At 36.2% G+C, this 13,314-nt stretch carries 7 protein-coding genes; 2 read left to right on the top strand and 5 right to left on the bottom strand.

The features are described 5' to 3' along the window. Positions 1-17: 17 nt before the first annotated feature. Complete coding sequence (locus RMN97_RS01745) at positions 18-578, bottom strand: AraC family transcriptional regulator (protein ID WP_309612801.1); 561 nt, start codon at positions 576-578, stop codon at positions 18-20. A 974-nt stretch (positions 579-1,552) separates the two neighbouring features. On the opposite strand from RMN97_RS01745, the gene RMN97_RS01740 reads away from it, so the two are divergent. Beyond that, positions 1,553-7,081, top strand: a complete 5,529-nt coding sequence (locus RMN97_RS01740) for a T9SS type A sorting domain-containing protein (RefSeq protein ID WP_309612800.1) — start codon at positions 1,553-1,555, stop codon at positions 7,079-7,081. Positions 7,082-7,207: 126 nt separating this feature from the next. Here the strand turns inward: RMN97_RS01740 and RMN97_RS01735 are convergent, their stop codons facing one another. From RMN97_RS01735 to RMN97_RS01725, 3 genes are all read right to left on the bottom strand, one after another. After that, positions 7,208-7,603, bottom strand: a complete 396-nt coding sequence (locus RMN97_RS01735; protein ID WP_309612799.1) for a hypothetical protein — start codon at positions 7,601-7,603, stop codon at positions 7,208-7,210. Between the two features lie 207 nt (positions 7,604-7,810). Beyond that, positions 7,811-8,863 (bottom strand): proline iminopeptidase-family hydrolase, encoded by a 1,053-nt coding sequence (locus tag RMN97_RS01730; protein WP_309612798.1) that lies wholly within the window; start codon positions 8,861-8,863, stop codon positions 7,811-7,813. Between the two features lie 18 nt (positions 8,864-8,881). Further along, positions 8,882-10,660, bottom strand: coding sequence for a long-chain fatty acid--CoA ligase (locus tag RMN97_RS01725; RefSeq protein WP_309612797.1), 1,779 nt, complete (start codon positions 10,658-10,660; stop codon positions 8,882-8,884). Between the two features lie 119 nt (positions 10,661-10,779). Here RMN97_RS01725 and RMN97_RS01720 point away from each other — a divergent pair, with 119 nt between their 5' ends. Next, a complete protein-coding gene (locus tag RMN97_RS01720) occupies positions 10,780-12,705 on the top strand; it encodes a sulfatase-like hydrolase/transferase (protein ID WP_309612796.1) in 1,926 nt (641 codons plus the stop codon). Between the two features lie 142 nt (positions 12,706-12,847). On the opposite strand, the gene RMN97_RS01715 is transcribed toward RMN97_RS01720, so the two are convergent. Continuing rightward, positions 12,848-13,240, bottom strand: a complete 393-nt coding sequence (locus tag RMN97_RS01715; protein WP_309612795.1) for an SRPBCC family protein — start codon at positions 13,238-13,240, stop codon at positions 12,848-12,850. Between the last annotated feature and the right edge of the window lie 74 nt (positions 13,241-13,314).

Here is a 13,314-nt window from a genome sequence, read left to right as displayed (position 1 = left end):
GAAATATATTGCATAATTCACACATCATCAAGGGTGTTGCGTTTTTTGTCTTTGAGGTTTTTAAAATAAGTTGGAGTTAAGCCGGTCACTTTTTTAAATTGGGTGGACAAATGGGAAACACTGCTGTAGTTCATTCTATAAGAAATCTCGGTTAGGTTGAGTTCATCATAGAGCAGCAGTTCTTTTACTTTTTCTATTTTGTGGGCAATGATATAATGTTCTATGGTAATGCCTTGTACTTCAGAGAAAATGTTGGCCAAATAAGTGTAATCATAATCCATTATTTTGCTGATGTATTCGGAGTAGTTTATTTTGGGCAATTCATCGTTGTAATGAATCATTTCGGTGATGACAATTTTTATTTTTTCGATAATCTTTGCTTTTTTGTCATCCATCAATTCGAGTCCGGATTCTAAAAGTGCTTCTTTTAATTTTAGCCTTTTTTCATTGGTAATGTCTTCCATGATTTCAACCACACCCAACTCTACAGTAGTAAAATGCAATCCTAAACTTTTAAGTTCTGCTTTGACTAGCATTTTACATCGTAAACTGACCATATGCTTAATATAGAGCTTCATGTTTTTGAAGTTTATTTGAAAAGCACTTGAGTGTGTCTTCAACAGTAAACTCGAGATTTTACAGTTTTTAATAGTAATAATTTTGTCAGCAAAACCTATCGATGAGGTTTTAGTAGCTTAATCTTCATAACCACTTTTAATTATAGTTGAAATCATTTTAAATTGTTCATTGGGATTAAAACTATGTTGCGCATGTGCCATAATGATAATTTCTTCACCTAACAAGTTTAAATAAATGGTAATCATAAAATTTAACTAAAGTGTTCAAATGAATGAAATAATCAAAAGTAAAGGTACACTCTTTAAAACCGTATAAATCAATCTTAGTAATAAATGATTTATATAATTCCCACATTCTCTGTAATAATTGAGAAGTTTGTACGGTTTTTATAAATAAACTAAGACTCGTCTTTTGTAGTTTTCACTAACCCGATGCCGGATACGAAAAAAACTAAGCCTAATACACCATATATAATAAGAGTTTTAATATCTCTTGTACTATCCGTTGCAGTTAGGAAAACTTGTGCGGCATAAATAAGACTCACGATTCCAAGTATTGTAAGTATGGCTCCAAAAATTCTTTTAAGATTCATTTTTATTGATTTAGGTTGATAGTTGTTAAATAATCTAGCGTAAAGATGAGTCTTTTTTATGGAATAAGTCTTGTATAATATTTTTATTTAATTATATAATTCCCAGTTTTTTTAAATTATAAATAATTGATATACAGATTTTTACAACGTGTGAATTATGATATTTTTTAAAATAATTCTAAAAGTTTATCCCTCTAATTTTGTCAAGTATTCTTCTTAAAAGCATGTTAAATGCAATCCATAGTAAGGGTTTTCTGAAAACATGTTGATTAACTGATTTTTGATGTATTTAAACGATAATATGTCCTTTTTCCCTTAAAAAAGAAATTACAAATGCTGCTATTGATGGTCAATAGTATGTCTAATTTTAAATGTTTAATTATGAAAACAAAATTAATTTACTGCTTATTCGTAAGTATGTTTTTTGGAATGTTTCAAAGTTCAGCTCAAAGTTGTATAGGGTTCACGACCTTTACGCAGGGCGGATGGGGAACCCAATGCCATGGCGGCAATCCAGGCTGCTATCGAGATGCTAATTTCGATGCAGCCTTTCCTGATGGAATCCGAATTGGAAATGAAACCAATTCGATTACTTTAACTTCCTCTATGGCAGTTAGGAATTTTTTACCATCAGGAACTACACCAAGAGCATTGAACTCAGGTGCTTTAGTCGATCCGGGCCAAACCTACAGAAATGTATTAGCCGGTCAGTTAGTTGCCCTTACTTTAAATGTAGGCTTTGATGTTTACGATGCCAATTTCTCCTCTAATACATTATTATTGGGAGATTTGTCAATTTTGAGTGGCCCTTTTCAGGGAATGACCGTTAGCCAATTTCTGGTGGTGGCAAATGCTACTATTGGAGGTGCGGTAACCGGGTATTCACCTTCTCAGGTTAATTCTACGGCAAGCACAATCAATGAATACTTTGATGGGGGACATTCCGGTAGCGGTTTCTTAGACTGTGTAACCTGTCCAAATTGCTTACGATTTGATTATGTCATTACTTCTTTTAATGGTACATGTTTCGGACAAAGTACCGGATCAATTACGATTACTACTTCAGGAGGAACTGCTCCTTATTCTTATTACTTAAACAATGTATTAATTCAAACAACAAATGATGCTACTTATACCTTTACGGGGTTAACCGCCGGAAGTTATACGGTGACGGTTAATGATGGTGCAGGAAATTCTGGTTCAAGCGATCCAACAGTAACTATTACCGGACCAACAAGTGCTCTGGCCTTGACTGCTACTTCAACAAATGGTAATTGCCAGTCCAATATAGGAACTGCTACAGTTACAGCAACCGGTGGAACTGCTCCTTATACTATTTTATGGTCTAATGGAAGTACGAGTTTTACGGTTTACGATTTAGCAGCCGGAACGTATACAGCTGTTGTTACGGATGCTAACGGATGTACTGCGAATGTTTCGCAAACCATACAGTCTAGTGGATTGGTGGCGGCAAACGTAATTTCTAATATAACTTGTTTTGCCGGAAATAATGGAAGCATTACTACTACAGTAACAGAAGGAACAGCACCTTATACTATTTTATGGTCTAACGGAAGTACTAGTTTCACTATTAATAATTTAGTAGCAGGAACTTATACTGCTGTCGTTACGGATGCTAACGGATGTACTGCCAATGTTTCGGCTACAATTACACAAGCTTTGCTTTTATCGAATACGAATGTATTTACTAATGCAACATGTTGTACAGGGAATAATGGTATGGCTACTGCAACTCCGTTAGGTGGAACTGCTCCTTATACTATTTTATGGTCAAACGGCAGTACTGCTTTTTCACTTGATAGCTTAGTCGCCGGAACCTATACTTATGTAATTACAGATGCGAACGGATGTCAGACTAATGGAATGGTTACTATTCAGGCAGTACCAACTTTAACAAGTACGTATGTTTCGACTTCTCCTTCATGTACTGAAAGTAATGGCTCTGTAACCGTAACAGCTACAGGCGGAACTGTTCCATATACTATTTTATGGTCTAATGGAAGTACTGCTTTTGAGCTTAACAATTTAGCGGGTGGAACGTATACTTATACAGTTACAGATGCTAATGGATGTCAAACCAATGGAACTGTTCTTATTCAGGCAGTGTCTACTATAGCTACTACTTATGATTCGGCTCCTCCTACATGTTTAGGAAATAATGGTTTTATAACCGTAACCACTACAGGAGGAACTTCTCCTTATACTATTTTGTGGTCTAATGGAAGTACTGCTTTTACTATTGACACTTTAGCGGATGGAACGTATACGTATACTGTTACAGATGCTAGTGGATGTCAAACTAACGGATTGGTAACGCTTGCAGCTCCGGTTAATTGTAGTCGATTTGATTTCATAATCATTTCCACTAACGTATTGTGTTACGGACAAAACACAGGTAGCATTACAATAACTCCTTCAGGAGGAACTGCACCTTATTCTTATTATTTGAATAGTGTTTTGATTGCAACTACTAACAATGCATCATATACCTTTACAGGTTTAGCTGCCGGAGGTTACACAGTTTCAGTTAACGACAGTATAGGAAATTCTGGATCGAGTGACCCAACAATTACTATTACCCAGTCACCTGAATTGGTAACAACTGTTGCACACACAGATGCCAATTGTAATGGAGGCACAGGAACGGCTACAGTTACGGCAACTGGTGGAACAGCTCCTTATACTATTTTGTGGTCTAACGGAAGTACTGATTTTACGCTTGCTAATTTAGCGGCTGGAACCTATACTTATACTGTTACAGATGCAAATGGATGTCAAACTCAAGGAACAGTAACTATTACAAGTCTTCAGACTTTAGTTGCGTCAGCTACTTCTACAAATGTTACCTGCTTTGGAGGAACTAACGGAAGTGTAACTGCAACAGCTACATTAGGAACAGCTCCTTACACCATTTTATGGTCAAATGGAGGAACGACATTTACAATTAATAATTTAGCAGCAGGAACTTATACTGCAGTTGTAACAGATGCTAACGGATGTACTGTAAACGTAAGTGCTACAGTAACTCAGCCAACAACAGTTTTATCTTCTACAAATACTTCTGTTAATGCTACCTGTTGTACCGGGAATAATGGTACAGCTAATGTAACTCCGATAGGAGGAACAGCACCTTATACTATTTTATGGTCTAATGGCAGCACAACTTTTTCGCTTGATAATTTAGTTGCAGGAACCTACACTTATGTAGTTACTGATGCCAATGGCTGTACCACTAATGGATCAGTCCTTATTCGTGCAGTGCCTATTTTAGCAAGTACATTGGTAACAACTCCGGCTACTTGTGCAGGGAATGATGCTTCAGTAACCGTTACTGCCACAGGCGGAACAATGCCATACACTATTTTATGGTCTAACGGAAGTACTACTTTTACGCTTGCCAATTTAGCTGCAGGAACTTATACTTATACCGTTACAGATGCTAATGGATGTCAAACTAACGGAACAGTAACTATTACTGCTACCCCGGTTTTAGTAGCTTCTGCTACTTCTACCAATGTAAACTGTTTTGCAGGAACCAACGGAAGTGCAACAGTAACAGCTACAGGTGGAACTGCTCCATATACTATTTTATGGTCTAACGGAAGTACTACTTTCACAGTTAACAATTTGTTAGCCGGAACGTATACTGCAGTTGTAACCGATGCTCGTGGATGTACTTCAAACGTAAGTGTAACAATCACGCAACCAGCAATGGCTTTAGCTTCTACTAACACTACTACAAATGTATCTTGTTTTGCAGGAACTAATGGAAGTGTAACGGTAACGGCTACAGGCGGAACTGCTCCATATACTATTTTATGGTCTAATGGTGGCACTACATTTACAGCTAACAATTTAGCAGCTGGTACGTATACCGCGGTTATCACTGATGCTCGTGGATGTACTTCAAACGTAAGTGTAACAATCACGCAACCAGCAATGGCTTTAGCTTCTACTAACACAACTACTAGCGTATCTTGTTTTGCAGGAACTAACGGAAGTGTGACAGTAACGGCTACAGGTGGAACTGCTCCTTATACTATTTTATGGTCTAATGGTGGCACTACATTTACAGCTAACAATTTAGCAGCAGGAACGTACACAGCGGTTATCACAGATGCTCGTGGATGTACTTCAAATGTAAGTGTGACAATCACTCAACCGGCAATGGCTTTAGCTTCTACTAACACTACTACTAACGTATCTTGCTTCGGCGGAACTACAGGTAGTACAACAGTAACGGCTACAGGTGGAACGGCTCCTTATACTATTTTATGGTCTAATGGTGGCACTACATTTACAGCTAACAATTTAGCAGCAGGTACTTATACCGCGGTTATCACTGATGCTCGTGGATGTACTTCAAACGTAAGTGTGACTATAACTCAGCCAACAGCTTTAGTAGCTTCAACTACACAAACGAACGTATCTTGTTTTGCAGGAACAAACGGAAGTGTAACCGCTACAGTAACTGGAGGAACTTCACCTTATACTATTTTATGGTCTAATGGAAGTACTAGTTTCACGTTAACAAACTTGTTAGCCGGAACGTATACTGGAGTGATTACAAGTGCTAACGGATGTACTGCAACAGTAAGTGCTACAGTAACGCAACCAACCGCTTTAGTTGCCACAGCTACTCATACCAATGTCTCTTGTTTTGCAGGAACAAACGGAAGTGTAACTGCTACAGTAACAGGCGGAACAGCACCTTATACCATTCTATGGTCTAATGGAAGTACTACATTCACAGTTAACAATTTGTCAGCTGGAACGTATACTGCAGTGATTACAAGTGCCAACGGATGTACAGCAAACGTGAGCACTACTATTACCCAACCGGCAACAGCTTTAGCTATCACTATGTCACAAACACCAATTACAACAAGTGGTGGATATGGAACAGCAACAGCTACTGTAACCGGAGGAACTGGACCTTATACTTACAGTTGGAATTCAACTCCAATTCAAACTACACAAACAGCTAGTTTGCAAGTGGGTTGGTATACAGTAACGGTTACCGATGCTAATGGTTGTATTATCACAGGAGAAGTAGTCTTATTGTTTGGTAATTGTGTGGGTTTCAAAACCGTATCAAACAGTGGCTATAATGCTAACTGTGTCGGAGACAGTGCTAGCTGTTATTTGAATACTAACTTCGCAACTTCATTCCCGAATGGAATTGTAGTAGGTTCAGGTACAAGATATTTGAAATTCACTTCAGCTGAAGCGATTAAAAACTTCTTGCCATCTGATTCAGCTGCAAAAACACTTAATTTAGGAACTATTTTAAATCCTTCAAGCAGTGCTTACAATAACGGATTAGCTGCTCAAGTGTTAACAACAAGATTGAATATTGCTTTCGGTAGAAATGCTGATTTCTCTTCAAATGAATTATCATTAGGAGACTTGTATATTACTTCTGGAACTTTTGAAGGAATGAAAGTTAGTCAGGTGTTAACGATTGCCAATACCCTTTTAGGAAAAGGTAATTCAAAATACACTATGACTGAAGTCAACAATGCTTTGATTGCTATTAATGGCAATTATGAAGCAGGTGCTGATCAGCAATTCTTAAGATGTACTGGAAGTTCAACTGTGACAAACACTAAACCAGATACCGCATTGTTATCCTATAAGGTTTATCCAAATCCGGTTAAAGATCTTGCCACTATAGAATATACTTTGAACAATGACTCTTCTGTTAGTATAGAATTATACAACGTTACAGGTCAGTTGATCAATACTATTTTCAATGGTAATGCTGAAGCAGGACAAAAACAAAGCGTGTCATTTAATGCTGATGGAATGAAATCTGGAGTTTATTTCTTCAAATTAACCACAAACAACAATGTGGTAACCAAATCAGTAATTATTTCACAACAGTAATAAATAACATTTTTAACTTTAAAGCCTCTCCAATGGAGAGGCTTTTTTATTTGAAGAAATTTAACTAAAGCAAAAACGCCCAAGAACTTAATCTCAGGCGTTTTTACATTATGAAAATATTAAATACTACTTCATTTTTCCATTGGTAACAGCTATGGCAGAACCAACGACGGCAGCAACTACAATAGAAGCTACTACACCAATAGCTACCATTTTAACATCCATGCTATCTTTGTACATGCTTTCAAAGAAACTGTTTGCTAACGACATGAATAATGCCACACCGACTGCTACTTTAACGCCTTGCATCCATTGAGATACACCTTCGCCTTGCGCAAAAATGTAAGACAACATGAAACCAAAACTCATGCAACCTAAGAAGATAAACATCATGTTATCGGCACCAGCGCCTTCCGGTTTTGGAAAAGTGTCTTTAAGTAAGATGCCCCAAACAAGCCATCCCATTAAGAAATCAACAATTCCTCCAACAATTCCTCCGACAATAAAGTTTTTTACATTCATAATTATAGTTTTTATTGGTTAATGAAATAAAATTACCCATTATTAAACAATTGTTAAAAAATACCATAACTAATTATTAACTATTTAAAAATGAGGATTGTTAATAACCTAAATCACAAAAACGCACTAAATTTTGAGAAGTATTACCCATAAAAAAAGCTTCCTAAATTACTTAAGAAGCTTTGTAAATTCTAGTTTTGGACGTATTTACTGTTTTTTAAAATTACCACAGTCCACATCCTTTAAAAAGGAAATTACACCCGGAAAATAATGTTCCTGATCATCATATTGTGAGCAGTGACTTCCATTTGGACAATATAAAAACCGCCCGTTTTGGACTTCTTTTGAAATCCATTCCATATGTTTTGGATCCATAGTGTCATATTTTGCGCCGATAACTAAGGTTGGAATCGTGAGCGTTTTTAGTTTTGAAGTGACATCCCAATTCTTTAATGTGGCATCACCCGTAATTCCGAATTCACTCGGACCTTGCATATAGACATACACATTCGGATTTAAATGCTTAAAAGCTCTATTGACAGATTCAGGCCATTTGTCGATTGGCATTCTCAAAATATGTTCGGTGTAGTAATACTTGAATAGTAGTTCGGTGTACTTTGGATTGGTGTAATCTTTATTTTTTTCAAAGGTTTTTATTTGTGCAAATACTTCTTTGGGAAGCATTGGTCCCAGAACCTCTTCAGCATATTTGTTATAAGCCGGAGCGCTTGCCATCATGTTGGCAATGATTAATCCTTTTAGATTTTTTTGATATTTCAAAGCGTATTCCATAGCAAGGATTCCGCCCCAAGATTGCCCCATTAAATAGAAGTTTGAATTATCTAATTTCAAAGCTTTACGCACTTGTTCCACTTCATCAACAAAACGGTCAATAGTCCATAAGCTATTGTCTGTTGGATGGTCACTATAATAAGAACCCAATTGGTCGTAATAAATGTATTCAATACTTTCATTTGGGAAATAACCATCAAAGCTTTCAAAGAATTCGTGCGTTCCGCCCGGACCACCATGTAATAATAGCACTTTTATTTTAGGATTGTTTCCAACACGTTTTGTCCAAACATTGAATTTGCCAATAGGAGTAGTGATTGGAATCATTTTGATTCCACCAGTTGCTTGATCGTCTCTTTTGGAAAAATCGAGATAGTCGTTTTTTGGAGTTTCAGCTACTTTATTTTCTTTGCAACCCGAAAATAAAAGTAATGATAACAAAGTGCAGAAGATTAATTTTGTTTTCATGGTCTAAAGGATTAAAGGTTAATTTGTATCGTATATTTTGTGAAATAAATTGATGTACTTTTCCATTACAATCTTACGCTTCAGCTTCATTGTTGGTGTTAAATGTCCGGCAGGCACAGTCCATAAGTCGGGAGTTAACTCAAACTTCTTGATTTTTTCCCAGTTACCAAATTTTTCATTAACGGTATCAACTTCCTGTTGAATACGTTTAATGACTTCAGCGTTTGCTATAATTTCTTCATTGGTTGTTCCGATATTCGTTTTGTGCAGTTTTGCCCATTCTTTTACGAATTCAAAATTCGGCTGAATAAAGGCTGCAGGCATTTTTTGTCCGTCACCAATGACCATGATTTGCTCAATAAAACGCGATTGTTTCATTGCATTTTCAAGTAACTGCGGCGCAATATATTTTCCGCCCGAAGTTTTGAACATTTCTTTTTTACGGTCTGTAATTCTAAGAAAACCTTCCGAATCAATCTCTCCAATATCTCCGGTGTGGAAATAACCGTCGACAATAGCTTCTTTGGTTAAAGTTTCGTCTTTATAATAGCCCATCATCACATTCGGTCCTTTGCAAAGGATTTCGCCATCGGCAGCAATTTTCACTTCTACATTATTGATGATTCTTCCGGCAGTTCCAATTTTGAAACCTCTGTTTCGCAAATCATTCACCGATATCACCGGTGAAGTTTCAGATAAACCATAACCTTCCATCACATAGATTTCTGCCGCTGCAAATATTCGGGCTAAACGAGGTTGTAAGGCTGCACTTCCGTTAACGATCAAATCTAATTTTCCGCCCAAGCCTTCTTTCCATTTACTGAAAATAAGTTTGCGTGCGATTTTTAATTGAAACTCATACCAAAAACCATTGACTCCATAAGGCTCATATTTCAATCCGAGTTCAATTGCCCAGAAAAACAGTTTCTTTTTAATTCCGGTAAGCTCCGAACCTTTGGCAATAATCTTGTCGTAAACCTTTTCAATAAGTCTTGGAACGCCTGTCATTACGGTTGGATTGACTTCTTTTATATTATCAGAAATCTTTTCAATCGATTCACCAAAGTAAATAGCAACACCAAAATACTGATAAATGTAAGTTACCATTCGCTCATAAATATGGCAAATAGGAAGGAAGCTTAACGCACGGCTTTTTCCCGCATCAAACGGAATCCTGTCAGCACTATCTAAAACATTTGAAACAATATTGTTGTGCGAAAGCATTACGCCTTTTGGTTTTCCGGTTGTTCCCGAAGTATAAATTATGGTAGCTAATTCTAAAGGTGTAATATTATTTTTTCGTTCTTCAACTTCATTCTGATTGCTTTCGTCTTTTCCTAATTCGAGTAATTCCGACCAGTTTTTGCATCCGGCAATTTCATTAAAAGAATACACTTCTTTAAGTTTTGGAACATTAGTTTTTATAAAATTCAATTTTCCCAATACTTCATCATCCGAAACAAAACAATACATGGCTTCCGAATGGTTCAAAATGTACTCATAATCAGCTTCAGAAATGGTTGGATAAATCGGAACTGTTTGCGCTCCGGTTTGTAAAGTTCCAATATCCATAATATGCCATTCTGTTCTATTGTTAGAAGAAATGATGGCAATCTTATCGTTTTTCTGAATTCCCAAACGCAATAAGGCTCTCGAAATAGTGTTGGCTTTTTCAAGATATTCCTTAGTAGAGGTTTTAACCCATTGCCCGTTTTGTTTAGTAACTAATGCGTCCTGAAGATTATATTTTTCAAGCTGATGGTAAGGAAAGTCAAAAAGTCTCGAGATTTGAGTCATTGTATGGCTAATTTTAACGCAAATTAAATAATATTAGTGTGATGCACAATATTAATTTAAAATATGCAGCATTTACCACTGAAATATGTAGTTTTGCGCTGTTGATTTTTTGATTTTATATGAAAAGATACCCGCGTTTTGAAGAGTATAAAGTGCTAGTCATTAGAATTCTATTGGCTTATGTTTTTTACTCCATAGCCAGAGTTTTATTCTATGTTTACAATAGTTCTTTAATAAAAGTTGACAGTCTAACCGATTTTCTAAAACTGTGTTTTCACGGTTTGGCTTTTGATACCACAACCATTTTATATGTCAATGGTTTGTTTATACTGGGTTCCATAATTCCGGCGTTGCATAACTCCAAAAAGAACTATCAAAAGATACTTTTCTATTTGTATTTCATACCCAATTTAGTAGCGTATTCAGCCAATTTTATTGATTTTATTTATTACCGTTATACTTTTAGTAGAAGTACAAGAGCGTCTCTTGATACACTTGAAAATGAGAGTAATAAGACGCTTTTATTTTTTGAATTTTTACTCAATTATTGGCATGTTTTTTTGTTGTTTTTTGCACTTTCTTTTATTTGGATTTTGCTTTACAAAAAAACCAAAGTACATCATAAAGTAGAAACACCAAATTTAAAATATTTCGTAACTTCAGTAGTTAGTTTTCTGTTAATTACAACGCTTTGTATTGGCGGAATCCGTGGTGATTTTAAGAAGAGTACACGTCCAATTAATATTTTGGATGCGAGCCGATTTGTTACTAATGTGTCGCAGTCGGATATTGTTTTGAATACGCCATTTGCGATTATCAGAACCTGGAATACGAACACGTTTAAAAAAGTAGATTTAGTTTCCAAGATACAGGTTGATCGTTTATTGTTGCCAATAAAACAATACAAAAACAATCCATCGACCAAACCGAACATCGTTATTTTTATTTTGGAAAGCTTTGGTCGTGAATACAATGGTGCATTCAATAAAGGAACAAAAATCCCGGATTATGAAGGCTACACACCATTTGTAGATTCGCTGGCGCAGCATAGTTTGATTTTTACCAACGCGTATGCCAATGGTTGGAAATCCATCCACGGAATGTCGTCTGTTATTGCGGGAATTCCATCGTTTCAGAATGCGTTTACATCCTCTCCTTATCCGAAGCAAAAAATAGAATCGTTGGTTTCTACTTTAAAAAGTGAAGGTTATGATACTTCGTTTTTTCACGGCGCGCCAAATGGTTCAATGGGATTTTTAGGTTTCGGAAACATTTTGGGTTACGACCATTATTATGGTAAAACCGAGTATAATAACGATGTCGATTTTGATGGTGTGTGGGGAATTTGGGACGAACCTTTCTTTCAATATTTTAATAAAACTTTGTCAGAGAAAAAGCAACCATTTATGGCGACTTTGTTTTCGGTTTCTTCGCATGAGCCGTATAAAGTTCCCGAAAAATGCGAAGGTAAATTTCCAAAAGGAAAAGTAAATATCAATGAAAGCATTGGTTATACAGACTATGCTCTCAAACAGTTTTTTGCTGCTGCCAAAAAGCAATCGTGGTACAAAAACACCATTTTTGTTCTCGTTGCCGATCATGGAAATACGATTGCTTATGATGAATACAAAAAGGAATTTAATAAAAACACAGTGCCGATTTTGTTCTTTTCGCCAAATGAAAAATACGTTGGAGTGAATACGGATTGGGCACAGCAAATCGATATTTACCCAACACTTTTAGATATGATTGGGTATCAGAAGCCTTTTAGAAGTTGGGGTAGAAGCTTGATTAACGAAAAACAGGTGGCACCTTTTGTAATTAAATATGGTTCCAATATGTACCAATTTATGAGTGGCGATTATATCTGCACGTTTGATGGCAAGAAAGCTATTGGGTTTTATGATAAGGATGACAAAGCCATGGAGCATAATTTAATCTCAAAACGAAATGCTGCGATGGATTTGCAGGAGTTAAGGTGTAAAGCGTTTATACAGGATTATATGGAACGAGTTATTGATAAACGACTCACGACGGTTAAATAGGTGAAAGAAGCAAGTGGCAAGAGTAAAGAAATTTTGCTCTTGACTTATTAATTGCTTTTTTAGAAATAAAAAATGCCACCTTTCAGCAGCTTTTAGTCTATTGTCTATTCTCTATTTTCTTTTCTCTTGCTTCTTTGCTCTTTTACAGCTTATTCATATTCTCCGCCAAAGTCTCAATAAATTTTGAGATTGGCCCTTTAATCATCATCGCCATCATTGGGTTGAAATCGCCTTCAAAATGCAACTGTACTGCGCTTTGAGCATCAGAAATGGTATCAATGTTAGCAGTTAATGTAAATGGTAATTTATCACTGGCTGCAGCCAAAACAACTTTAGAATGTGGTGTTTTGTCTTTCATTTTCAATTTGATTTCCGGCATTCCTTTTAGCCCAAAGTTGAAAATATCATCACCCATAACTTCAAATTTGGCAATATTCTCGGGCATTAGTTTTTCAAAGTTTTTTACATCTGATAACGAATCAAAGATGTGTTGTGCTGATTTGGCTACGGTAACTTTTGGGCTTTCTAGGTTCATAGTTGTGTCATTGCGAGGAACGAAGCAATCTCATTCTCATTATTGTTATTTTAATTTTTAGAGAATAGAAAATA

The sequence above is a fragment of the Flavobacterium sp. genome (assembly GCF_031381455.1).
Lineage (GTDB): Bacteria > Bacteroidota > Bacteroidia > Flavobacteriales > Flavobacteriaceae > Flavobacterium.
Note: the sequence above shows the minus strand (reverse complement) of the source record. Positions and strands in the feature narration are given on the sequence as shown.

Bases quoted from the DNA above. Each gene is read 5' to 3' on its own strand.
- RMN97_RS01745 (WP_309612801.1), bottom strand. From the start codon at position 578: ATGAAGCTCTATATTAAGCATATGGTCAGTTTACGATGTAAAATGCTA.
- RMN97_RS01740 (WP_309612800.1), top strand. From the start codon at position 1,553: ATGAAAACAAAATTAATTTACTGCTTATTCGTAAGTATGTTTTTTGGA.
- RMN97_RS01735 (WP_309612799.1), bottom strand. From the start codon at position 7,603: ATGAATGTAAAAAACTTTATTGTCGGAGGAATTGTTGGAGGAATTGTT.
- RMN97_RS01730 (WP_309612798.1), bottom strand. From the start codon at position 8,863: ATGAAAACAAAATTAATCTTCTGCACTTTGTTATCATTACTTTTATTT.
- RMN97_RS01725 (WP_309612797.1), bottom strand. From the start codon at position 10,660: ATGACTCAAATCTCGAGACTTTTTGACTTTCCTTACCATCAGCTTGAA.
- RMN97_RS01720 (WP_309612796.1), top strand. From the start codon at position 10,780: ATGAAAAGATACCCGCGTTTTGAAGAGTATAAAGTGCTAGTCATTAGA.
- RMN97_RS01715 (WP_309612795.1), bottom strand. From the start codon at position 13,240: ATGAACCTAGAAAGCCCAAAAGTTACCGTAGCCAAATCAGCACAACAC.